20 protein-coding genes, 1 tRNA gene and 5 pseudogenes are annotated in these 23645 nt (G+C 49.7%); 12 read left to right on the top strand and 14 right to left on the bottom strand.

Annotated features, from left to right (window positions below; all coding sequences use genetic code 11):
• Positions 1 to 63: 63 nt before the first annotated feature.
• The 4 genes and pseudogenes from ACKFKH_RS15140 to ACKFKH_RS15155 form a co-directional block, all read left to right on the top strand.
• A pseudogene (locus ACKFKH_RS15140) lies at positions 64 to 357 on the top strand (transposase); the annotation flags it as partial.
• Between the two features lie 36 nt (positions 358 to 393).
• Positions 394 to 810, top strand: coding sequence for a helix-turn-helix domain-containing protein (locus ACKFKH_RS15145; protein ID WP_446857059.1), 417 nt, complete (start codon positions 394 to 396; stop codon positions 808 to 810).
• Positions 699 to 1340 (top strand): IS630 family transposase, encoded by a 642-nt coding sequence (locus tag ACKFKH_RS15150; protein WP_446857058.1) that lies wholly within the window; start codon positions 699 to 701, stop codon positions 1338 to 1340. Before ACKFKH_RS15145 ends, ACKFKH_RS15150 begins: the two co-directional genes overlap by 112 nt.
• Before the next feature lie 14 nt (positions 1341 to 1354).
• Positions 1355 to 2242: pseudogene (locus ACKFKH_RS15155) on the top strand (transposase); the annotation flags it as partial.
• A 200-nt stretch (positions 2243 to 2442) separates the two neighbouring features.
• On the opposite strand, the gene ACKFKH_RS15160 reads toward ACKFKH_RS15155, so the two are convergent.
• The gene (locus ACKFKH_RS15160; protein WP_446859150.1) at positions 2443 to 3135 is read right to left on the bottom strand and encodes an IS630 family transposase; all 693 of its coding nucleotides are present in this window, start codon (positions 3133 to 3135) and stop codon (positions 2443 to 2445) included.
• Positions 3093 to 3248, bottom strand: a pseudogene (locus ACKFKH_RS15165) (IS630-like element ISAcma27 family transposase); the annotation flags it as partial. The pseudogene ACKFKH_RS15165 and the gene ACKFKH_RS15160, both read right to left, overlap by 43 nt.
• Before the next feature lie 139 nt (positions 3249 to 3387).
• On the opposite strand from ACKFKH_RS15165, the pseudogene ACKFKH_RS15170 reads away from it, so the two are divergent.
• A pseudogene (locus ACKFKH_RS15170) lies at positions 3388 to 4442 on the top strand (IS630 family transposase).
• A gap of 3 nt (positions 4443 to 4445) precedes the next feature.
• On the opposite strand, the pseudogene ACKFKH_RS15175 reads toward ACKFKH_RS15170, so the two are convergent.
• The 4 genes and pseudogenes from ACKFKH_RS15175 to pyrR form a co-directional block, all read right to left on the bottom strand.
• Positions 4446 to 4580: pseudogene (locus ACKFKH_RS15175) on the bottom strand (IS630-like element ISAcma27 family transposase); the annotation flags it as partial.
• A 274-nt stretch (positions 4581 to 4854) separates the two neighbouring features.
• On the bottom strand, positions 4855 to 5808 hold the full coding sequence (locus ACKFKH_RS15180; protein WP_446859151.1) for a homogentisate phytyltransferase: 954 nt from the start codon (positions 5806 to 5808) through the stop codon (positions 4855 to 4857).
• Positions 5809 to 5883: 75 nt separating this feature from the next.
• The gene (locus ACKFKH_RS15185; RefSeq protein WP_446859152.1) at positions 5884 to 6720 is read right to left on the bottom strand and encodes a methyltransferase domain-containing protein; all 837 of its coding nucleotides are present in this window, start codon (positions 6718 to 6720) and stop codon (positions 5884 to 5886) included.
• Positions 6721 to 7154: 434 nt separating this feature from the next.
• On the bottom strand, positions 7155 to 7691 hold the full coding sequence (pyrR, locus tag ACKFKH_RS15190; RefSeq protein WP_446859153.1) for a bifunctional pyr operon transcriptional regulator/uracil phosphoribosyltransferase PyrR: 537 nt from the start codon (positions 7689 to 7691) through the stop codon (positions 7155 to 7157).
• 124 nt (positions 7692 to 7815) lie between these two features.
• Here pyrR and ACKFKH_RS15195 point away from each other — a divergent pair, with 124 nt between their 5' ends.
• Positions 7816 to 8013: a heavy metal transport/detoxification protein gene (locus tag ACKFKH_RS15195; protein ID WP_446859154.1), complete on the top strand. Its 198-nt coding sequence runs from the start codon at positions 7816 to 7818 to the stop codon at positions 8011 to 8013.
• A gap of 126 nt (positions 8014 to 8139) precedes the next feature.
• On the opposite strand, the gene ACKFKH_RS15200 is transcribed toward ACKFKH_RS15195, so the two are convergent.
• Positions 8140 to 8394, bottom strand: coding sequence for a TIGR02450 family Trp-rich protein (locus ACKFKH_RS15200; RefSeq protein WP_446859155.1), 255 nt, complete (start codon positions 8392 to 8394; stop codon positions 8140 to 8142).
• Positions 8395 to 8558: 164 nt separating this feature from the next.
• Here ACKFKH_RS15200 and ACKFKH_RS15205 point away from each other — a divergent pair, with 164 nt between their 5' ends.
• On the top strand, positions 8559 to 9329 hold the full coding sequence (locus tag ACKFKH_RS15205) for a pentapeptide repeat-containing protein (protein ID WP_446859156.1): 771 nt from the start codon (positions 8559 to 8561) through the stop codon (positions 9327 to 9329).
• A gap of 3 nt (positions 9330 to 9332) precedes the next feature.
• Here the strand turns inward: ACKFKH_RS15205 and ACKFKH_RS15210 are convergent, their stop codons facing one another.
• The 5 genes from ACKFKH_RS15210 to ACKFKH_RS15230 form a co-directional block, all read right to left on the bottom strand.
• The gene (locus tag ACKFKH_RS15210) at positions 9333 to 9632 is read right to left on the bottom strand and encodes a hypothetical protein (protein ID WP_446859157.1); all 300 of its coding nucleotides are present in this window, start codon (positions 9630 to 9632) and stop codon (positions 9333 to 9335) included.
• A 17-nt stretch (positions 9633 to 9649) separates the two neighbouring features.
• Positions 9650 to 10192: a 16S rRNA (guanine(966)-N(2))-methyltransferase RsmD gene (rsmD, locus tag ACKFKH_RS15215; RefSeq protein WP_446859158.1), complete on the bottom strand. Its 543-nt coding sequence runs from the start codon at positions 10190 to 10192 to the stop codon at positions 9650 to 9652.
• A gap of 15 nt (positions 10193 to 10207) precedes the next feature.
• The gene (gene hisH, locus ACKFKH_RS15220) at positions 10208 to 10852 is read right to left on the bottom strand and encodes an imidazole glycerol phosphate synthase subunit HisH (RefSeq protein ID WP_446859159.1); all 645 of its coding nucleotides are present in this window, start codon (positions 10850 to 10852) and stop codon (positions 10208 to 10210) included.
• A gap of 557 nt (positions 10853 to 11409) precedes the next feature.
• Complete coding sequence (locus ACKFKH_RS15225) at positions 11410 to 12477, bottom strand: hypothetical protein (RefSeq protein WP_446859160.1); 1068 nt, start codon at positions 12475 to 12477, stop codon at positions 11410 to 11412.
• A 91-nt stretch (positions 12478 to 12568) separates the two neighbouring features.
• Complete coding sequence (locus ACKFKH_RS15230) at positions 12569 to 13237, bottom strand: Npun_F0813 family protein (protein ID WP_446859161.1); 669 nt, start codon at positions 13235 to 13237, stop codon at positions 12569 to 12571.
• A gap of 386 nt (positions 13238 to 13623) precedes the next feature.
• Here ACKFKH_RS15230 and ACKFKH_RS15235 point away from each other — a divergent pair.
• The 5 genes from ACKFKH_RS15235 (at position 13624) to ACKFKH_RS15255 (ending at position 17439) form a co-directional block, all read left to right on the top strand.
• Positions 13624 to 13696 (top strand) — tRNA-Arg (locus tag ACKFKH_RS15235).
• 219 nt (positions 13697 to 13915) lie between these two features.
• Positions 13916 to 14521: a DedA family protein gene (locus ACKFKH_RS15240; RefSeq protein WP_446859162.1), complete on the top strand. Its 606-nt coding sequence runs from the start codon at positions 13916 to 13918 to the stop codon at positions 14519 to 14521.
• 9 nt (positions 14522 to 14530) lie between these two features.
• Positions 14531 to 15049, top strand: coding sequence for a hypothetical protein (locus ACKFKH_RS15245; RefSeq protein WP_446859163.1), 519 nt, complete (start codon positions 14531 to 14533; stop codon positions 15047 to 15049).
• A gap of 90 nt (positions 15050 to 15139) precedes the next feature.
• The gene (locus ACKFKH_RS15250) at positions 15140 to 16864 is read left to right on the top strand and encodes an ABC transporter ATP-binding protein (protein ID WP_446859164.1); all 1725 of its coding nucleotides are present in this window, start codon (positions 15140 to 15142) and stop codon (positions 16862 to 16864) included.
• 83 nt (positions 16865 to 16947) lie between these two features.
• Positions 16948 to 17439 carry a methylmalonic aciduria and homocystinuria type D protein gene (locus ACKFKH_RS15255; protein ID WP_446859165.1) on the top strand — a complete coding sequence of 164 codons (492 nt, stop codon included), beginning with the start codon at positions 16948 to 16950 and terminating at the stop codon, positions 17437 to 17439.
• Here ACKFKH_RS15255 and ACKFKH_RS15260 read toward each other — a convergent pair.
• Together ACKFKH_RS15260 and ACKFKH_RS15265 are read right to left on the bottom strand one after the other, a co-directional pair.
• A complete protein-coding gene (locus ACKFKH_RS15260; RefSeq protein ID WP_446859166.1) occupies positions 17337 to 17756 on the bottom strand; it encodes a hypothetical protein in 420 nt (139 codons plus the stop codon). The genes ACKFKH_RS15255 and ACKFKH_RS15260 overlap by 103 nt on opposite strands.
• Positions 17757 to 17858: 102 nt before the next feature.
• Positions 17859 to 23645: Calx-beta domain-containing protein (locus tag ACKFKH_RS15265; protein WP_446859167.1), on the bottom strand; the 5787-nt coding region annotated here is incomplete at its 5' end.

Consider the following 23645-nt stretch of genomic DNA (forward strand, 5'->3'; position numbering starts at 1 on the left):
TTTCAACCTAGGACTTCATCCCCTGATTATCCCTCAATCTAACTTTGACAGACCAGTAGTCCAGAAGCGGCTCTTGATGAGGAAGTCAAAGCAGAACTGGCGAAGATGGGGAAAGACAGACCCCGCCGTTCCGGTTATTTTCAACGGGGTCTCGATACCCAATACGGGTATTTGAGTGATTTGCGTGTCCCCAAACTGCGACAGCGCAACAGTGAGCGAGAGTGGCAAATTTTGCAGCGCTACCAACGGGGATTGAGCAATCTGTTGAATTGGCTAGGTTGCCCATATGTCATGGGACTGTCACTGCGGGACTTGCAAGAGGCGTTATATTTTTTGATACAGCATTTTTCAAGTAGATGTAATACGATTAACTAGTCAGTGTCAGTAGAAAAAATGCAGCCATACCCCACTAGCTTTCGAGAAAAAGTCGTGCAAGCCTATCAAGCCGGGAACACCTCAATTCGGAAGGTAGCGGCTCGGTTTGATGTGAGCAAAGCCTTCGTGCAAAAGATGCTAAAGCAACAGGAAGTCGCAGGACATCTTAAGCCAGGCAAACAGGGCGGCGGCATGAAGGGTGAGCTAGCCGGGCGTGAGGCTCAGTTAGTTGAGATGGTCGAGCAACACCCCGATGCGACGCTGGTAGAATACTGTGAATACTGGGGAGACACCTACCAGCAGTGGGTCAGCGCTAGTACGATGTGCCGAGCATTGCAAAAGGCAGCGTTGACGCGAAAAAAAAGACTTTACGCAGCACACAAGCCGCCACTGAGCGAGTCCAGAAGTTACGGAGCGAGTACTGGGAACACGTGAGTCAAGTTGCCCCTGAGCATCTGGTGTTTCTCGATGAGATGGGGGTTTTACTCGGGTTAACGCGAACCCATGCGCGCAGCCGTGAGGGCACCAGAGTCTATGACCTCAAGCCGTTTTACCGAGGGGCAAAAGTCACGGTGATTGGGGCGATTTCGCTCAACCGAGTGTTAGCGGTCATGACCTTAAATGATTCAATGGACGGCAGGGCGTTTGAAGTCTTCATCCAACATTGCTTAGTTCCTCAGCTTTGGGCAGGCGCGATCGTGGTCATGGATAACTTACCTGCTCATCAGATCGCGTCCATCAAGCCGTTGATTGAGTCAGCCGGAGCCAGCGTCCTGAATTTGTCGCCCTATTCCCCGGAGTTTAATCCGATTGAACGGTGGTGGTCACAACTCAAAGCGTTCTTACGACAATTCTCTCCGACTACAACCAAGATGGTAGACACCTTGATTGCAACGGCTCTGCATTTGGTGAATCCTGAGCATCTACGCAACTGGTTTGCTGACTGTTGTTACTGTACTCCATAAACCTGAAATGTGCTGTAGGTCATGTTCTCTCACGTAGTGCTGTGAATCAAGTCACGCTTGCGGTTCAAAACCAGCTAGACACGCGTCGTTTAGCCTCAATTGGGAAGACACCTGAGATGCTCCTCGTCGATGGGGTCTGGGTGGAGATTCAATACACCCGTGATGAATTTAAGCAAGACCGTTCTGGACATTTACGCCAGTGTCGTCAAGCCCAAGAACGGGTGGTGTTGGCAGCACTGGGAGTGTGGGAGGATGGTTCCTATGAGATGCTGCACTACGAAATTGCCACTGAGGAAGGGGAAGCTGAGTGGAACCCGTTCTTTGAGCATCTGATAGAGCGGGGATTGAACCCGGACACAGTGCAATTAGTCGTCAGCGATGGCACCTTGGGATTACCCAAAGCTTTGAAAAAGACCTTGCCCAATGCTCAACAACAACGCTGCATCACCCACAAAGTCCGAGGACTTGAACGCTATTTGAGTTATGCCCAATTGCCCCAAGTCGATGCGAATGAACAACCGCTCAAACCCGATGAAGCGAAGCGGCAGCGGCGGTTTGAGATCGCATCTGAGGCATACCAGATTTACGAGGCAGATACCCATGAACAGGCACAGCAGCGATTGCAGCAGTTCATCGCTAAATGGGAACTGCTTGAACCCAAAGCCGTGCAAGTTTTTCAGCGAGATCTACAACTAACGTTTACGTTCTATCAATTTGACAGCACTTTACATCGTCATCTTCGGACGACTAATCATCTAGAGCGTTTATTTCGCGAGTTTCGCACCAAGTCGGATGAAATTGGGGCATTCCCTCACGAGACCAGTTGCTTAACCGTGTTTTTCCTAGTGATTGAGCGAGATCATGCTAAACATGACCGTAAATCTGTGGCGAAAACTTCGTGACACTAACGCCATCTCATTCACCTTAAATAAACTGACAGGGATCATCTTACTCAATCTACTCGTCAATAATTTAAGTAGCCAAGGGTTAAAAAGCTCAAATACGTAACGGTTTATGAATGAGCCAACTTCGAGGGAAAACGAAATCGTTCAGCTTGATAATCCCCGGCTTGAGATCTGGCATCGATACCGTCAACGACGGCCTAGGCTAGATCTAGTTCATGGTCAAACATGTGCCCTCTCAATTCATGAGTTTTCAACTGATGCCATTCAGTTTCAATGGGGTTGAGTTCTGAGCAGTATTTCGGCAGGAAGAAGAAGTACAGTCCGCAGGTTTCCCACTCCGCCCATTTTGCTTTAACCAGATTTCTGGTGTGCACCGGACCATGATCTTGAACAATCACCCGGATTCTGCCGGATTGCTCATACTGAAGTTTGGCTTGCCGCGCCTGCTCCTCCATGATTGTGACGTAACGATCACCATCGAAACTGCCCACGACCAAGCCGTACACGAAACTCACTAACGGTTGCAACAACCCCAAAATGCTAATCCGCCTGCCTCGGCGCGAGGTTTGCTCAATGCGTTTCTGTTCTCCCACAAAGAAATAGCTGTACTCAGCGGGCATCCAGAGCGAAAACCCAGATTCATCAAGATAAAACAAGTCGATTTCGCCTGCTGCCGCTGCCCATTGCAGCATCTCCAAGTCTGCCAGTTTCTTTGCCTTCTCCACCGGGTCTTGCTTGCTGTGGTGACTGGGGCGAGTCCGCTTCCAAATCACCCCCTTTTTTGGAACACCTGCCTGAGATGGTCTGCACTCAACTTGACGTTGCGCTCGGTTTCTAACTTTTGGGCAAGTTGTTGAGTGTTGTAGGTGTGTTGGTCTTCCCGTAAGCACCCTTCAAAGGACTCCAGGTTCTGTTCTTGCCAGCGCCGTTTAGCTCCCGGTCTTGGCGCGTCCCATAGCCCGCCTAAGCCGTTGCTTTGCCAGCGCCCCAAGGTCTCTCGCACTGTGCGCTCGTTCCAGTTGAAAAAAGCGGCGATTTTCTCGACATATACTCATCGCTTCTAAGAAATGGACTTTTAGATCTCCGATTGCATCAGCGATATGATGAAGTCATCCACTTCATGGGGCAGGGGGACTGTTTGTATGATTCAGGTTGAATTTACAGAGCAGATGATTGAGGAGTTGAAGTACGAACGGTATCATCACCCTCACCCCAAAGTTCAACAGAAAATGGAGGTCTTGTATTTGAAAAGCAAAGGCTTGGCGCAGCAAGACATCCGACGACTCTGTAGTATTTCCAAAACGACCCTGACGAGTTATCTCAGACAGTATCTTGAGGGTGGGATTGAGCGGCTCAAGCCGTTGAATTATCAGGGACAACCGAGTGCACTGAATGTTCATGCTGGCCGTGTAGAAACCTATTTTAGAGATCATCCTCCCCAAACGATCGCAGAAGCCCAGGCGAAGATTGCCGAAATTACTGGGATTCATAGAAGTCCCAATCAAGTCAATGCCTTTCTCAAACGGATTGGCATGAAACGACATCAAGTCGGGTTTGTTCCGGGTAAAAGTGGCAATCTGGACAAGATTGCCGAACAGGAAACGTTTCGAGAGGAGATTTTAGAACCGTTGTTGGAGTCAGCTAAAGCTGGAAAACAAGCTGTTTTTTTGTCGAGGCTGCCCATTTTGTTCACACTACTTTTTTAGGGTATCTCTGGTGCTTTAGTCGAGGGTTCATCAAGTCACCCTCTGGACGCAAACGGTTTAACGTCCTGGGAGCACTCAATGCCCTCACCCTGGAGATCATCACGGTGACTAACGAAACTTACATCAATGCTGAGAGTGTTTGTCAACTGTTGCAGAACCTATCAGACTTAGCTTTAGGGATACCGATTACGCTGGTGTGGGATAACGCTCGTTATCAAAAATGTGCGGCAGTGTTTGAATTAGCAAATCAACTGGGAATGACCCTGGTGTACTTGCCCTCTTACTCACCGCATTTAAATTTAATCGAACGGTTATGGCGATTTGTGCGGAAAGAATGTTTGTACTCTCAGTATTATGCTGATTTTTCCGCCTTTAAGCGTGCAATTTCAAGCTTGATTGACACAGCGCATATCAACAAACACGAACAGCTTAAAAGCTGGATGAGTTGGAGATTTCAGTCATTCAAAAAAGTCCATTTCTTAGCCGATTAGAGCATACATCCCTTGATGACTCAACCGCACCACTTCGGCTCGGTCTTTTACCCGTTGAGGAACCGTTGTTGCTTGGCGCAGTTCAAACAAGGTGCGATTCTCAGCAGCATTCAGTAAAACACGTAAGCGGGCACCCATGTCCTCAGCCTCCTAACCCCTTGAAGTCGATGTCTCTATCTAACTTCACATACCTGAGCTTTTCAAGCCTGATCTACTTAGGACTTACGCACTGTACAAATAAACTGCTTTATGCGCTAACGTAAACAGCCTGTTTCAGCCTTTGCACTAACAAATATTTGTGCTGTTGGAGCGGCGACTACCAGTTTGGGTAATGTTGCATAGTATTCACCTGTAGTTGCCATATGGAGTTAGAGTTTCTGATGTTTCAACCGAGATGTAGCTTAAAGAAAACTCATAAACTGAGCAAACAGGCTGCTGGAAAAATTAAATACTCCAAGAAGAATAGCTTCCAGATGAATTGATAGAATTTGGCGATTTCGTGTTTGTCTTGGATATCGATTTTGTAGCTACGAAGCCAAAGTGAACCCAAGGCCAACAGATGGCTAATAATCGAAAACGGTGCATTCACGAAAGGTAATTTTAGAGACGCGATCGCCATCCCTAAATAACAAACCGTCAACACCCATCGAGACAGATTAAAAACGGCTTTTTGTCCCAATGTTAAGGTAAACGTGCTGATATTGTATTGGCGATCGCCCTCCATGTCGGGAATGTCTTTGAAGATGGCAATCGCAAATGTAAAGACCAAAATAAATAACGTCAAAGCGTACACTTTTGCAGGAATAGGAAGGCCGTTGTTGTAGTGCAGAAATAATCCTAAATTAACGATCGCTCCCCTTACGCCAAAGATGCAGAAAGAAGCCCAAAAAGGGAACCGTTTGAGGCGAATGGGCGGAAGAGAGTAGGCAGTGCCGATCGCCAAACTCAGCCCCACCATTGCTAACAGATAAGAACTTTGGGAAGCCGCCAGCCCGATCGCTAAAACTCCAGTAATTGCGACGATCACTTGTCCTTGCCAGCGCGAAAATTCACCAGAGGCCAGCGGTAAATGGGGTTTGTTGATGCGGTCGATCGCAACATCTTCTAATTGATTGAGTCCAACAATATAGACATTGCCACACAAGCAAGCAATCAGGGTGATCAGAATAGATGAGACAAACTTCTCACGGTTGCTCAGATCAGTGCCTGACAGTGCAATTAGATAGATACCCAGTACACTACAACTTGTTCCAATGATGGTGTGAGGGCGAGAAAATTTCCAGAAAGCATAGAGCCAAGGAGCGTATCTTTTAACTGGATTTTTGGAGACCGAAGGCGCAGAAGATTTTGGAGAAGTTTGGCTCATGCAATGCCCGATTCTATAAATAGCTTGGTGATTCTGAAGTGTTTAATCAGAGAACTTATTTCATCAACTGAGAATTTACTTGCTGCCAGAGAGCAGACCAAATTTAATTAAGCCGCGATCGTAGCCTCGACTCATCAACCCTAAAGAAAGTGCTGCTTGAATAGTTGTCCATCCCGATCGCAGCAAGCCCACCAGCGCATCCAAATTAAATGCGGAGTCAATCACCACATCCCAAAAAGGAGCCACTGCTGTTGACCAGTCTGCTGTCCGAAGCGTCTCAAACGATAGATCGCGAGCGATTTGCTCATATTGAGGAAGCGACATAACAAAGGGCAGACAATAGACGCGATAAATGTCTTCGAGGTGCTTTTGTTCGTCGAGAGTCAGGGGCTGCTGGGCGGTCGATCGGTGACACCAGGTTGCCATAATAAAAGTGCCACCGGGCTTGAGAACGCGATGACATTCCTGCAAAAACTTTACCTTGTCGGGCATGTGTTCGCCACTTTCGAGTGACCAGACCAGATCAAAGGAGTTATCTGCAAACGGCATATCTAAGGCGTTCGCGACTTGAAACTGGGCGTTGAGTTGGGCAACCTGGGCCCTTTCTGTCGCTCGGTTTGCCTGAACGGGACTCAACGTGATTCCAGTGGCGTTTGCGCCAAACTTTTCAGCGAGATAAAGCGAACTTCCTCCAATTCCGCAGCCCACGTCGAGAATATCTCCTGCCTGAGTGACATTAGCCCACTTCAACAGTTCTTCGATCAGGTCAATTTGGGCTTGTCGTCTGTCTTTTTTCTCACTGCCATCGGCTCCATAATAACCGTGGTGCATGTGTTCTCCCCAAATCTGCTCCCATAGACTTGAAGAAGCGTCGTAAAACTCTTGAATTTGCTGGTAAAGCGTCGAAGTCATGCAAAAATTTCTCGAATCGGCTGAAAACAGACTAGCGTATTTCTCAGCCTGCTTGTCTTCCTCATTAAGAATAAGTAGAGTTAAGCACTTCATAAATTGTGCAAACCACAAAACTATTGCAAAACAATCAATTCATAGTTTGCTGAAGATGTTCAAAAATCGGTGACGCTGAGGTAGGGGAGTGAAGCATTGCCGCTTGCAGGAATCAGCATTACTGGTTGTATAAAAAATAGCGATATCGGGGCACTGAAGCGCGGCAGCATCCTTATCTTCAAGTCCAAAGGGTATTGATGCAATAATTAGTCTATGTGATTGACATGAGACACCAGTCATTTAGACTCGTCGAAGCTTCGCGGAAACAACGTGGACATAGCATCATCTCTCAGGAAAGCAAAACTTGAGCTTGATGCTGCTGCTATCTCTCACCTCTAGCATTAGCCTTTAATTAACTCCACCCCATCGCGTCCGTCAAAATCTTGTAGATAAACCTTGACCATTTCCTCTTTGGCCGTGGGCAGCTTTTTGCCTGTGAAGTCTGGATGAATCGGGAGTTCGCGGTGACCTCGATCGACCAATACCGCCAATCGAATGACTTCTGGTCGTCCATAATCATTGACAGCATCTAGTGCAGCGCGAATTGTTCGTCCTTTGTAAATTACATCATCCACCAGGACAACCGTTTTGCCAGCCAGATCAAAAGGAATATCGGTCTTGGCAGGCGTACGGACGCTAATCGTATCCAAATCATCTCGGTAGAAGGTAATGTCGATCGCGCCCAGGGGCACCCGTACTTTTTCGAGGGCTGCGATTTGGTCTGCTAGGGTTTCTGCTAAAGGCACACCTCTCGTATAGATGCCCAACAAGACTAGCTTTGAGAGGTCGCCCGATTTTTCGATGATTTGAGAAGCGAGGCGCGTGAGGGTACGGCGTAATTCGTCAGGGGAGAGAATTTCGATTTGTTCGGAAGGCATAGGGTGAAGGATAAGAGGGCGATCGCTAACCAAAAACGTGAACCTACTTACAAAATCTTCCTCTAGAAGGGCATCGAACTGGAATGCTAAATTCAAAATAAGGGGGTTGTTTTAAGTAATTACGATGGCATTAAAGCTACACATCCCCTCTCTCAACAATCCTGATGCGGCAAAAGAAATCAAAGAAACAATTCTGGCTTCTGAACCTGGCGCAAAAGTAGACATTGATGTAGAAAATAAAACAGTTACTATCGAAGCCAAGGCCTCCGAGGAAACCTTTAAGCAGCTAGTTACAGCGGCGGGGTTTGAGGTGGCAGAGTAAGTTTGAGCGAGAGGAAACGGTCTGCTTAAAGTTCTATTAGTCATCAGACAAAACCGAGGGGTGTTGATTTCTATGGATCATTTCTACGGATCATATTGAAGCGATTTCTTCATCCCTCATTTTTTTCTACAAAACTTCGTCTACCTGAACTTCCATTTCTTGCAGTGATTGCCAACCTGCTTGCCATTGCGATCGATTTCTCAAAGACTTGGCATTTAGCCAAAATCGGACATTGGGGTCGCAGGCGGCTACCATCTCGGCAAACACCCACTCACCCTCGTTTTTGCGATTCGTTACTTGAAAATGTCGCCACCCCCAGGTTGTCTGTTGAGCCGTCCATTTGGAGCCGACGAGATAGGGGAATTTTTGCTTTTTGGACATGAACGCTGAAATTAGAAAACTTGGCTGATTCGATCGTGCCACAAAATACAAATCAAAGTACTATGGGGTGTTCTGAGACGACGGCGGCGAAAGCACTTAAAAGGATTCTGGTGAAGCGTCAAAATTGATTGCGATTGTCACAAAACAACCCCGACCCCAAACTTATGAAACTCAAAATTGCGACTTCTGCACTGCTGGTCACGATCGGCTTGACGCTGCCTGCAAAAGCTGAAAACCTCGAACATACTCGTCAGTTGCTTTCGACTAAGCAATGCCAGCGTTGTAATTTGAGTGGAGCAGGGCTGACGTTTGCTCAGTTGATGGGCGCAAATCTCAGTCAAGCAAATTTGAGCGGGGCAAATCTCAGTCAGTCTAATCTTGCAGGGGTCAATTTAAGCGGGGCAAACTTGAGCGGAGCCAGCTTGAGTGGGGCGAATTTGACAGGCGCAAATTTGAATGGGGCGAATTTAACAGGGGCAGATCTTCGAGGCGCTTTTTTGTCTGGGGCTGATATGACGGGCGCTCAGATAGAGGGTGCTGCTCTACAAGGCGCGATCGGATTAGCACCGACGTTGGGAAATGCGGATGATTTTTATCGCTGGGCGTTAGAAGCCGCAAAACAGCGCAATTTTGGGCGGGCGATCGAGAACTATAACCAGACAATTCTTCGCAAGCCAGATCATGCGATGGCTTATTTTGGTCGAGGAGTCGCCCGAATGGAATTAGGCGATCAGGCGGGTGCAATTCAAGACTCGGAACAGGCTTCTACCCTTTTTGCAAGCCAGGGCAACAAAACAGAGGCCGAATCTGCTAAGAAAATGGCTGAGACGCTAAAAAATCCGCCCAAAGAAAAGCGGGAGCCTTCGGGAGGAGGGTTTGGGCAAGCCTTGATCAGCGTGGTGGGCGGTCTGTTGCAGTTGTTTCTGTTTCGGTAAGCCTCACTTGAGCGGAATGAACGGAAAAACAGTTTTGATGAATCTTCTGAGCCTTAATAACCGAATCGTTCTCTGAACTGACTGAGCCACTTGGGGTTTTACGGGCTGTCCTTGCTGAAGTTGGGACTGCAATTCTGCGTATTCAGTTGGGGTGAGGGGTCGGCCGTCTAGGGGCGATCGCGCCTCAATGATAATTTCTGTTCGTAATACTTCCTCTGGGGGGTCGCTGGGAGGCGGTAGGGCTAAAAGAGATGAGGGATGCAGGATGAGGGATGAAGTAAGAAGGATGAGGGGGCGCTTCATAGAAGGGGTTGCGGAATTTAATGGGAACTCGATCGATAAAAGGTGAGTGCTGTATTTCCGTAGCGTTTTTGACGGCAAATCTCCAGGTTGGAAACTTCCAAAGTCAGGCTTGGAATGTGTTCTACGGCTAATTCTCCAGCGGGTGATAGAAGCTGATGGTGTGCGATCGCTTCCAATACAGGTTCATACAAGTCACTGGTGTAAGGCGGATCAAAATAGATGCGATCGAACGGTTGACCCGTTAGGCTCGACAATCGTTTCACCACGTCGCCTCGGATGACTTGAAAGGTCTGATCGGGTTTGACCACCTGCTGCCAGTTTTGCTCAATCACCGTACAAGCTCGGCTCGATTGCTCAATCCCAATCACCAGTTTTGCTCCCCGGCAGAGCGCTTCTGCTCCCATTGAGCCACTGCCCGTACAAAGATCAAGCCAGCAACAATCGGCGATCGTGCCTTGCCAAATGTTAAACAAAGCTTCTCTGACTCGTGCCAGCGTCGGGCGAGTTTCTTGTCCGGGCAAAGTTTTAATCAATCGATTGCCGTAAATTCGTAGGCTCATAGGGCTGAGAGAAGCTTATCCGATGCCGATCAGAGTAGAAGAATTGACCTGCGCTACAAAATTGGAGAGAATTTGCAGCCCTGATGTCGAAGACTTTTCGGGATGAAACTGCACCGCCATTAGGTTGTTTTGCGAAATGGCAGCCGTCACGGTTTGAGTTCCATGAGTAATCGTGGCCGATCGCACCCTTTTCTCAACGGGATCGACATAGTAGGAATGCACGAAATAGACCCAAGGATCAGCCGGAAGCTGTTTCCACAAGGGGCAATCGGGTTGAGTCATCTCTAGCTGATTCCAACCCATATGAGGAATGGTAATACCCGGCTCAGGGTGAAATCGTCTGACCATCCCCGGCACAATGCCCAATCCTGGTTCACGACCCTCTTCACTGCTGTCAAAGAGAATTTGCAGACCCAGACAGATTCCCAAGAAGGGGATGCCATGGGCGATCGCGGCTTTGATAGGAGCTTCAAGATGTCTTGATCGCAAATGCTGCACCGCTGGATCAAATGAGCCGACCCCAGGAAGGACGATCGCATCTGCCTGCTCAATTTCTCGTGCTGAGTCGGTGATATTGGGCGTTGCTCCAGCATTCTCTAGCCCTTTGCAGGCAGAGTGTAGGTTGCCCATGTCATAGTCAATTACCGCAATCACTGGCATCTCTCAACCCTCCAGGTTTCTATAGCAATCCTAAATGATTGGCAAGACCTTTTGTAGAGAATAGCCAGGGTGCCAGTTGTACAACGAGTCGTTAAGTGCGATGAGTGCGATCGCCTACTTTAAGTGCGCTAATCCGATTGAATGACAGAGCTTTTTGCTAAACACCTAGATAGGTCTATTGACGGCTCCCCGTCCTGAAGTTCGGGGATTCTTGGATCATCGGGAGTCCTGCGACTTTACCCTCACCAAAATTCACTGCGATGCGCCCCACCGCTGTATCGATAGAGAAAATTCTTGCTGCTCCCTAGGAGCCAAAACTTTCTCAGGCATCACCACCCCTTGCGAGACAGGTTCCTCCGCTCAAGGCGCGAGCCTCTGCCTGTGTTGTGGACTAGCACAAGCATACCAAAGTCGCCCTAAAAGTGCGAGGCTTGTATCCCATTTTCTTGGTCAGCGAAGACTGACTTCGTTCTAATAGGTGTGAATTCCATTCGCCAGCCTTCCGAAAATTTAGGAAAGCAACCGGAGCGATCGTTCACACCAGCCTTCCCCTTGCTCTACGCCCTCCTTCTGCCCCCTGCCCGACGAGAGCGACTCAGGTCAAATTCTAGAGCGGCCCCCACCCCAAATAGCACACCGCTCAACACCCAAAAGATTTCGAGCAAGCCACCGCTCTGATAGTCAGGCAGCCTGGTAGTCGCGTATTTGAACCACATATCTGCGATGTAGAGCGAAAAGGCAGCTGCGGCGATCATGCGCCAGGATTGAGAAAAGCGTCCGCCCCAAAATGCCAGCAGCAGCGTCGTCGCCACAATTAAGATGAACACATCCGCCATCACATAGAAATAATCTAAGGCGGACTTGAGTGGAGCCAACGCATCCTCGATCGCCGTTACCCACCCTGGAGCCGGGGCCTTCTGCTCAACCGGAGCCGCTACCGGAGCTTGCTCAACCACAGGTACCGTCGAAGGCGCGGGTTTTGCTGTGGGCGTGATCTTGACCGCAGATTGAGGAGTGGGTTTGGCAGGCTTAGGAGACGCTTTGGGTGGGGCAGTTTGAACTGGGGCAGTTTGTGCAGAAACAGGCGCAATGCCCACCAAATCTGCCGTCTGCGTTCCGGGAGCAATCGTCAGCCAGGTCGCAAAGGCAATACTAATGGCTGCAATTCCAGCGACGATGCCCCACTGCCACATTTCGAGATTAAGACGACGATCGGCAAACGCCATCACCATTCCCCACCCCAAAAATAAGTAAGTTGGAACGTAGAAGAAGTCTCCTGGAGACACCGCCGCATCTCGTCCCAAAAACGTCTCCCAGTAGGTGAAGAGTAGACCGCCGATCGCATAGCACAACATTCCCAAGCCCACCCCTAGCCAGACTTTGCGCCCACTGACAATCTGCGGACTGCGCCAGTTTCTAAAGCACAACAACGCGGCGGTTGCGTAAGCCACAATCTCAAAGATAGACGTGCCATATGAGTACCAATCAGGTCGCTCCTGTCCAGGCTCCGTCACGCTAAACAGCAGAAAAAACAACAGCGCCATCACTGCCCAGACAATTTCAGCAAAGACGATCGTCTGCACGGACAAAGATTTGGAGCGAGATTTGTCTATCGAGGTACTCATTTCACGTTGGGGGTAGGGCTGACTAGAACCGCAGGAAGCAACCCTGCATCTTACTGGAAAGTCGGATTAATGTAACCAAAGATTATTGAAGTTAACGCCAGAGGGTGCCAATGGGCGATCGATTTAACCAGGTGCTAAACCGGGTGCGTTCGGCGGCGGGCAGATCCTGCAATGCTTCTAGGGTGCGTTCTGCAAACGGAGACTTGCCAAAATAAGACCTCCCAATCCGGTGTAGCTCTCGTAGTAGCGTATTCAAATGGGCTTCTTGCCAGGGTGGGGTCTGTAGACTGCTCAAAGGATCAACCGTCAAAAGCTGCTTGATTGCGTCAGGTGACTCGGTTTGCGGAAAGTGCCCCTGCCGAAACACCTCAGTAATATCTTTTTGAAAGGTGACCGCTTGCTTATTGCCCATCAAGTCTTCAATGTCAATGTACATCGCTTGTAGCATGAGTAGACAGGCTTGAATCAACATCGGGGGCGTTGCGTCGATGCCGCCTTCCTGAGCCTCATTGGACAACTGATCAAGCCGAACTTTACCCCAGACGCTGTATCGCTCAGGCTCCTCCAAAAGCACGCAAGCCTTGCCCTGGTTGTCGGTCAAATCGCGCCAAAATGCCCGCGCCTCTTCTTCTTGGTTGGCATGAAAGACACTGATCAAGCGAAACGTCAGTCCCTGATAGGTCAGGATCGGAATCTTTTGATCTCGTTTGGGGTGTGGGACGCTGGAAATCTCAACATCCTGCCGTTTCAGAATGAACATAAAACAGCCAGTTAACTCCTATCAGGGGGGGCAATGGAAGGCACGCAGAAGTGTCTCAGGATTGACAACAAGCTTCCTGGGCAAAGAATAAGGCTACCAGAGGAAGGGATCTCAAAGAAACGGCTAACCTAAATAGCAAACCTGCGATCGCCCTTGATCAATACACTACTTTGAATTCCCTTTTTCTGGCTTTCAGTGTACACACCCCAGAGTAAAATCTGTCCTGAATCTGCTTGCCAGATATTAAGTTTTTTGTTAAGCAACCGGATTTTAGTTTGCTCAGGCTAATTTGGAGGTCTTGACGATTTGATATTTTGTGTCGAGAAGTTTTGGTAATCTTGCTAAAATTCAGGACAGTGGCTGTCAAGCTGGTACAGTTTTCACAGGGGTTCTTAGCTCAGAGGATAGAGCAACCGCCTTCTAAGCGGTCGGTCACTGGTTCGAATCCAGTAGAGCCCGTTCTTAAATTCGTGCTCCTGTAGCTTTTCAAGAAGGGCTGCGGGGGGCTTCTTGAAACAGGGCAGGGAACAATCTGCAAGGTTATGTTTTCTGATGAATAAAAGTAATCTAAAAGCTTTACCAAACTTCATGAAATTACCCTTAAACTAAACCGGGAACCCAGCGATCGCTGTTTGTAAAGGTAGATATTGCCCTGAATATAAATGAGGAAGTGACGCAATGGCTGAATGGATCGCCAACACCATGAACGCAATGGGATATTGGGGAATTGGGCTACTCATGTTTTTGGAGAACCTTTTTCCACCGATCCCGTCCGAATTGATCATGCCGTTGGCGGGCTTTACCGTCTCTCAAGGCAAAATGAACTTTCAGTACGCGGTTTTGGCAGGGGTGATTGGCACCGTTTTTGGGACGTTGATCTGGTACTATGCTGGGATTTTGGTGGGGGAGGAACGCCTGAGAGCGCTTGCCGATCGCTACGGCAAATGGTTGGGGCTGTCGGGGGGCGACATTGACAAAGCCAACCGTTGGTTTTATCGGCATGGGACGAAGGCAGTTCTCTTAGGGCGGCTAGTTCCTGGCATTCGGACAATTATTTCACTCCCGGCAGGGATTAGCCGAATGCGGTTGGCTCCTTACCTGGTGTATTCGACGATCGGCACTACGCTTTGGACGATTCTGCTTACCTATGCCGGATTTTTGCTAGGGGAACACTACGATCGCGTTGATGAATACTTAGCGCCCGTTTCCAAAATCGTTTTAGTTGGTCTGATTCTAGGATTTATTGCCTGGGTGGTGCGACGACGACAATCTGGTCTCAAATAAGGAACCTACATGACTTTTGATGCAGCGCGTCTAGGACAGTGGATTCGCCAGATCGATCTGATCGACAGATGTCTAGTAATCTGGGCGATCGTGTTCACAGAATTGGGGCTGGTGATCGACTTTTTTCTACCAGAAGACGGTTTGCGGTTTGCGGCAGAGTTTTCAGCGTCTCAAACCATTCTCAATCTTGAAATCCTCACTTTGGGGTGTTTTGTCGCAGCCGTTTTAGGCGATAGTGTGGAGTGCGCCACCGGAAGCCGATTTGGACGAAACTTATTCGACCGAGAAGATTCCTGGCTCTTTTACAAAAGGCATCTCGTTTTAGCCCAAAGGTTCTACCAAAAGTGCGGCAAAAGGGCGATCGTTCTAGCCCAATTTGTGCCCATTGTGCGAACCTTTGCTCCGATCATCACTCGCATTAGGGCAATGAACTATCTTCTATTACAAAGCGATCGGCGGACTATTGCAGACTTTTGGCGTAACGCTGTTGGGCTATTCTTTAAGAGCCATGATCCCCGATGCCGATAAATATTAGTTGCCCATTATCCTGATCATGGTCGTCGTTTTGCTTTTGCCTTCTGTCTTTCACATCTACCAAGAACGTAAGTCTAGCCGACATTGAAACATCGCTCTAGCTATTGGCAGCTTATCCCCTACATCCGCCCTCAGTGGAAAACCATTGTGCAGGCCATGATTTGCACGGCGGGAATTACGGCTATTTGGCCAGTTTTGGCGTTGTTAGCCGGACGGATGTCTGGGCTGATTGGGGCGGGCAAAGTGGGAGCCATTCTCGATTTGGTGATTTTTGCGGCATTTATTTGGGGGCTACAAAAACTGCTACTCTATGGGCAAGATCTGCTGATGGCTAAGGCTGCCCTGTCGATCGCCTTCAAACTCAGACAGCGAACCTATGCCCACGTCCAACATCTCAGCCTCAGCTATTTTGAAACCGTCCAAACCGGAGATCTGGCGTATCGACTGACCGAGGAAATCGATCGCATCGGCGAAGTCGTCAATCGCATGTTTGCTCAGTTTATTCCCAGTGTGTTGCGGCTGGTCGTGATGTTGGGGTGGATGGTGCGACTCAACTGGCAACTCACCCTGGCAACGCTGATTACGGCTCCTTTGCTGGCATTTTTGATCGGCTGGTTTGGCGAACGGCTGAGGAAACTCTCTTATAAAAGTCAAAGTCGGGTTTCTGATCTGTCAGCGCTCCTGATCGAAATGTTTAACGGGGTGCGGTTGGTGCAGGCATTTGCGGCGGAGGGGTATGCGATCGAGCGGTTTGGGCAAGAGGCAGAACGCAACCGTCAGGCTAAGTTTCGCACCGATCGACTCCGCGCGATTCAGTACCCGATTCAGGGCTTTTTGGAGGCATTGGGAATGCTGACGCTGCTGCTGCTGGGCGGTTGGCAAATCTCAAAGGGCAACTTGACGGGCAGTGATTTTGTCAACTACATCGTTTCTGTCGCACTTTTGTTTGATCCCATTTCGTCGGTGACGATTAACTACAACGAGTTTAAACAAGGAGAAGCCTCGGTCGATCGCATCTTTGAGCTTTTATGGTTGCAGCCGACGGTGGTTGAAAAGCCCAATGCACCTGCCCTGCCGCCCGTCAACGGGAAAGTTGAGTTTTGTCACATCAGCTTTGCTTATCAGATCGAGCGCCCCGTTTTGCAAGATCTCAATTTGCTGGTACTGCCCGGAGAAATGATCGCCCTGGTGGGAGCTTCTGGAGCGGGCAAGACGACGCTGGTAAATCTGATTCCGCGATTTTATGAGCCGCAGTCTGGAGACATTTTGGTGGATGGCATCAACGTGAGAGATGTGTCTCTGCGGAGTTTGCGCCGACAGATTGGGATTGTGCCTCAAGAGACGACGTTGTTTTCGGGAACGATCGCCCAAAATATTGCCTTTGGTCAGCTTGAATTTGATCTCAAAGCGGTGCAAGAAGCGGCCAAGATTGCCAATGCTCATCAGTTTATTAGTCAGTTTCCCCAAGGCTATGAAACCTGGGTGGGTGAGCGGGGTGTAAACTTGTCTGGCGGTCAGCGACAACGATTGGCGATCGCCCGCGCGGTTTTGCTCAATCCCCGAATTTTGATTCTCGACGAAGCGACTTCTGCTCTGGATTCTGAATCTGAATCGCTGGTTCAAGAAGCGCTGGAGCGGATCATGCAGGGTCGAACGGTCTTTATCATTGCCCATCGATTGGCGACCGTGAGACGAGTCGATCGCATTCTGGTTGTCGAAAAAGGGCGCGTTGTCGAATCGGGAACACACGCCGAACTGATTGCCGAAGGAGGGCGCTATGCTGGATTTTATGCCCAGCAGTTTAGCTAAAGGTTGAAGTTTTGAGAAGGTTGAAGTTTTGAGTTGGAGCCGCTGTTCACCCTTCAGGATTCAGTCAACACCCCTCAGATTGCATGATTGAATATTCCATTCACACCCCCAGCGACTATATTTGTAGCCATCGAGAAAACCTCCTGCCCGACTGGTCTCTGCCCGTGCGATCGATTTTGGTCGTCTTGCAGCCTGCTCGTATGGAATTGGTGCAGCAAACGCCGGAGACAGAAGATCAAAAGCAGCAGCTTCGACAAAAATTTCTGGAATTTGGGCTGACGATCGTTGAAAAACTACGAAACCTGGGACATCAAGCCGATTTGTTTGATCCCCGAACGGGCCTTCCTGTCTTGTCTCAGGCGGGGTCGCTCAGATTAGACGATGTAGCGGTGGTGCGATCGACGCTAGGGTATCCAGCTATTCAGCTAGGGGACTGCTCTGGAATCGTCCATCCCATCTGGGGACGGGCAGTCTATCCGTCAATCTTGATCGCGTCGGCGGACTCTGGACTGGTCAAATCTGTCATTTCAACCGTCGAAGGCTTACTCGAAACCCACCATTCTTTGAGCGGCTGAGGCAATTTTACCGGGTAGAGCGTCATCACCAGGGAATCAGAAGACTGACCCACAATTTCTACACTGTAGGACGGACTATTTCTCGTCGCCAAATCTACCGTAAAGCGGCGACCAATCCGTCGCCAACTGGGTTCTTTGCCATGCCACTCAATGCGACAACAGGGATAAGGCAACGTTTCGCGATCGAACAACCGACAGCAAGCCCCCACGACTCGATAGCTAAAATGGCCACCGGGACTGGTAAAAATGTATCCGTGTGGAAGGGGGTGCTGTTGAGCAGACAGATTGACAGGACGGGATTGATGGGGGAGATTCACGATCGACAAGCTGACGAGTCACTAAAAGGTTAAGCGGTGGACTCTGAACCTGGAATACATTATTCCGTCCAGAGTCCTGAATTGATCCTAGACGATCGCTCCTTACACCGCACTCTTAAACTCTTCCAGACTTTGAACGTCCCAGCGAGTGTCCGTCCAGCGAGGCAGATAGTACCCCAAATTAAAGGTGGTGCCATCCATGTACCAGAGGCTAGTCTCCCCTGTCTGAGCATTGCGCCAGAAGATATCGACATTGGCATCCCCCCCAAAGTCCTGCACTCCGGCAATCTCCCAACCCAACTCTTTGACTGTTCTCAAAAACACCCCAGTCCCAAAGGAGGTGCCGTTCATGAGCCAGACTGCATTTTCGCCTGTGCGATAATTGCGCCAGAGTAGGTCGGGGCTGCGATCGCGGTTAAAGTCACCGATCCCTTCGAGTTTCCAACTTGGGTCAGCGATGTTGGTGGGGATAGCAGGCGCAAAGAAGGCCATGTTGTTTAGAGTCCAGAAGCCGATTTGACCTGTAGAACGGCTACGCCACAGAATATCCAGATCTCCATCACCGTCAAAGTCGCGAATCGCTGAGATATCCCAAGACGTATCGGTACTCCTCCGAAGCGGGACAGCATTGACAAGGGTCGTGCCATTCAGCTTCCAGAAGCCTGTGTCGCCCGTGAAAGCGTTGTACCACAGCAGATCTGGGTTGTCATCGCCATCAAAGTCGCCCACCCCTTTGATCTGGTAGTTCAAATCTTTGGCAGCCACCAGGTCGATCGAGCTAAGATATTGCGCTCCGTTCATCAGCCAAACTTCGTTGTCCCCGGTGATGTAGTTACGCCACACGATATCTAGCAAGCCATCGCGGTTAAAGTCGCTCGTGCCCTGAAAACGCCAGCCCAACTCATCCATTTCGGGCAAGACGGCAGTCCCCGCGTAGGGCGAACTATTTAGTTTCCAGATGTCTGCTTTGCCGCTCACAGTATTGCGCCAGAGAATATCCAGATTGCCGTCGCGATCGAAGTCTCCCGTTTCAGCGACTCCCCAACTTGCGTCTCGCGTGGGCAAGAAGACCGCAGCCCCAAAGGCCATATTGTTCATGTACCAGATGCCAGTGCTGCCTGACTCCGAGTTGCGCCAGAGAATGTCTAGATTGCCGTCGCGATTAAAGTCGCCTACCTTTTCGATGCGCCAGATCAGCTCGTTTACTTTTCGCAGCCCAACGTTTTGCACGTAGCGAGTGCGATCGAGTTGCCAGATTGTGTTGTCTCCGGTATTGTAGTTGCGCCAGAGAATGTCTAAACTGCTGTCGTTGTTGAAATCGCCAATCGCCGCAATTTGCCAGTTGGCATCTGTGACGGTGAGCAATTTGACGGTACTGATGGCCGGAGTCCCATTCATCAACCAGATCACGTTTTCTCCGCTGCTGGAGTTGCGCCAGAGAACATCCGATCGCCCATCTCCATTAAAGTCCCCCAGTCCTTGAACCTTCCAAAACAGATTACCTGTACTGGGCAGTCGTGTCGAAGAAACGAAGTTAAATTGATTCAACGTCCAGACTGCTGACTCGGTGGTGCGCTGGTTGTACCAGAAGATTTCGGGCTTGCGATCGCCGTTAAAGTCGCCCACACCGCCCACGACCCAGGCTAAATCTCCGGTGGGAGGTGAATAGTGATAGGTCACGTATTGGCTACCATTCAGTTCCCAGAACGACGTGTCGCCAGTCTGCGTGTTAAACCAGAACAGATCTAAATCTCCGTCTCCATCAAAGTCAGCTTTTGCGGCAATCTTCCAGCTACCCGGAACGCCACTCGCCAAGTCGATCGTTTTGTTGTAGGTGCTGGTGTTAAATTGCCAAATTTGAGCTTCGGTGGAGTCAGCATTGAGCCAAAGCGCGCCCAAGTCAGCGTTTACGCTCGGATCGATATCGTCGTTGGTGAGCGTCGCGGTGCTTGTGGAGGTGGCGATCGTGGCGTTGGTCGGGCTAGTCAGATTGACCGTAAAGCTTTCGTTAGGTTCAAAGCGGGTATCGCCTAACGCATTGACGGTAATCGTTTTGCTGGTGTCTCCCGGATTGAAGGTAATCAGATCGGTCGCTGCCAAGTAGTCGTTGTTGGCGAGGGTAGCTGTGCCATTGGCGGTACTGTAGGGAACGGTGATTGGCTGAGGGCTGGGCTGAGACAGGCTGACGACGAAGGTATAGGGGGTGATGCCCGTGTTGCCTTCTCTTTGGGGAGTGGGGCTGGTGATGCTAACGGTGGGCAGGGGGTCATCGTTGAGAATCGCTGCCGTTGCGGTGCTGCTAGAAAGCGTGGCATTGATGGGGCTGGCGAGATTGATCGCAAAGGTTTCGTCTAGCTCAAATTGAGAATCGGCGATCGCATTGACGACGATCGTTTTACTCGTTTCGTTAGGCAAGAAAGTCAGCGTTCCTGCGTTAAACGTGTAGTCACTGTTTTGAATTTTGGCGGTGCTGTCGGCGGTCGCAAAGTTAACTGAAACCACTTCGCTGCTAGGGTTGGACAAACTGACCACAACGTTATAGCTGGTGTTGCCTTCGTTTTGCGGAGTTGGATTGACAATGCTGATTTTCGGTCGAAAATCGTCTGCTTGAATCGTGCCAATGCCCTGACCCGGATCGGTGGAAATGTCTGCATTCGCAGGCGTGAGATTGGTCAGACGCACAAAGAAGTTTTCTTCTGGCTCAAATTTGGTGTCGCCATTGACCCGGACGGTAATCATCTTGGTCAATTCACCCGGATTAAACGTGAGCGTGTCAGAGGCTGTCTGGTAGTCTTGATCCGCGATCGTCGCCGTTCCATCTACCGTTTGATAGCGAACTGAGATGGGGGCACTGCTGGGATTTGAGAGGCTGACTTTGAATGAGTATTCCGTCGTGCTGCCTGTTGCGCCTTCGGGTTGGGTGATGCTGTCGATCGTGATCTTTGGTTTTGCATCATCGTTGACGATCGTGCCGATGCCGCGTCCAGCGATCGTTGAAATGTCGGCGCTGACTGGGTTGCTGAGAGTGATGGCAAAGTCTTCGGTGGGTTCAAAAACGCTGTCTCCGTTGACGGCGATCGTGATTTCTTTGAGGGTTTCTCCAGCGGCAAAGTTGAGCGTTCCTGTTTGTGCGGTGTAGTCGTCTGCGGTGGCGGTGTTGGCGGTGGTGCCATATTGCACACTGACAGGAATGGAAGTCGCTTCTGACAAAATCACTTTGAAAATCAGAGGAGTCGTGCCATTGTTACCTTCACCCAGGCTGGGATTGTCAATGCTGATGGTGGGCCGGATGGGCTGATCGTCGTTGAGAATGGCCCCTCGCCCGATCGCTGAAGCAATCTCCGCATTGGTCGGATTCGATAACACTATGCTAAAGTCTTCGTCTAGCTCAACGATCGCGTCTCCATTGACCAGGACGGTAATTTGCTTGCTGGTTTGGGTGGGATCAAAAGTTACTTTGCCTGTTTGCGCGAGATAGTCGGTTCCCGCTTGAGCGGCTTCATTTTGGGTTGTAAAGTCTACGCTAATCGGCTGGCTGCTGGGGTTAGAAAGCGTGATGTCAAAAATGAAGGGTGTCGTCCCCGTTCTGCCTTCATTCAAGTTGACGCTGTTGATCGAAACTTTGGGCGTGTCGTCATCGTTTTTGATCGTGCCAACGCCCTGACCTGCCCCCGTCGAAATGTCAGCATTCACCGCGTCTGAGAAGACGATCGTAAACTGCTCATCCGCTTCAAATTTGTTGTCACCCTTGACCTGCACCGTGATGAACTTAATCGTCTCATTGGCATTAAAAGTCAGGCTACCCGCATTGAGGGTATAGTCTCCATCAGTCACTGTTGCGGTGCCGTCTGTTGTGGTGTAGTTGACCGTGACCGGATCGACCGTCGGATTGGACAACGTGACCGCAAAGGTGAAGTTTTTGGTTTGACCAACACCGCTCTCTGAGTCGTCTACTTTGCCGATTCCGATCGTCGGTCGCTGGTCGTCATTTTGAATTGTGGCGATGCCTGTCGCTTTGACGATCGACGAGTTGACCGCATTGCTCAGAGTGACGTTGAATGTTTCATCGACTTCTCGTTTGGTATCTCCCGTTGCTTGTACGGTAATTTGTTGGCTGGTTTGACCGGGCGCAAAGGTCATCGTAGTGGTCGAAACCGCTGTGTAGTCCAGATCATCCGTTGTTGCCGAGCCATTCGTCGTAGCATAGTCAACTTTGATCTCTTGAGTGCTTTCACTGGAGAGGCTAACCGTGAAGACAAAATCAGTCAGTCCACTATCGCCTTCTCTTTTCTCAACGTTGTCGATGCTGAGAGTCGGTGGATTGTCATCGTTGTTGATGGTTGCAATTACGGTGCCGTTGGCGATCGTGCCGCCTGTGGGTGTGCTGAGTTTGACAGAAAACTGTTCGATGGGTTCGAGTTTTGCGTCTCCTTTGACGTTGAGGGTGATTGGCTTAATCGTTTCACCTGCTGCAAAGGTTACCGTTCCAGGACTTGTTGCCAAAACTGCTTCGTAGTCGTTGTCTCCAGTGGTTGCACTGTCATCTTCAGTGGTGTAGTTGACAGTAACGGGCTGATCGCTGGGATTGGAGAGGGTGACATTCAGTACGATCGGTGTAGTTTCACTATTACCTTCTACGATCGCTGCATTCTCAATATTAATCGTAGGAATCGGGTCGTCATTGCCGATGGTTGCGATCGTGCTACCGATAGATTGATCGTTGATGTCCGTTAAGTTTACTTGGAATGTTTCGTCAGATTCTCGTTTGTTGTCACCTGCTATGTTAGCGGTAATGAATTTTAGCGTTTCACCTGCACTAAAGGTCACTTGTCCCGTTGTGTTTATGTAGTCATTGTCTAAAGTGGTTGCAGTTCCATCTGCCGTAACATAATTGACGGTAATCGTCTGATAACTTGGATTAGAGAGTGTGACATCAAAGGTGTAAGGCGTTGTGGTATTTCCTTCTGCTTGAGTGATTGGATTTGCCGCGATCGCCACCGTTGGCACAGCATCATCATTAGTAATCGTTGCGATCGCTTGCTCGTTACCTGTCGTGATCGCGCCGTTGATCGGGTTACTGAGTTTGAGCAGGAAGCGATCGTTGTCTTCAAGCCTGTTGTCTCCTGTGACCAATACTGTGACCGGAAGTATGGTTTGTCCCGTAGCAAAGGTCAATGTACCAGAGGTTGTGGTGTAGTCGTTGTCAAGGACTGTGGCGCTGTCATCTGCGGTGGTGTAATCGACGCTGACGGGCAATCCACTCGCCTGCGATAATGCCACGTTGAAAACAAAGGCGCTGGGGCCGCTCAGTCCTTCTACTTGGGTGACGTTACCCACGCTGATGAATGCACCTTCGTCGTCGTTTTCGAGAATAGCGATCGCACTTGCCGTTACATTCTGGGTATTTGTCGCATTACTGAGCAGCAGTTTAAATTGTTCGGTGCCTTCGAGGGTGGTGTCTCCTTTAGCAAAAACGGTAACTAGCTGACTGGTAACGCCTGGTGCAAAGGTAAGCTGTCCAGTTGCGGCAGTGTAGTCGCTGGAACTCTGAGCCGTATCGTCGCCTGTTGTGTAATCAACGGTAATTGCTTTACCACTGGTGTTGGACAATATGACATCGAACACATAGGGCGTATCGCCAGTTTGACCTTCTTGCTTCGTGACGTTGGCGACTGAAATTGTGGGCGGCGGATTGTCATCATTTTCGAGAATAGCGATCGCCCCAGTCGTTGTGTTTTCCGTATTCGTTGCGCCACTTAGCAATAGTTTGAACTGTTCGTTTGGCTCAAATTCCACATCACCTTTAGCGAGAACGGTAACTAGCTGACTGGTGACTCCTGGTGCAAAAGTAAGCTGTCCACTTGCGGCTGTATAGTCACCTTCAACGCT

It is taken from the genome of Phormidesmis sp. 146-20, from assembly GCF_052939475.1.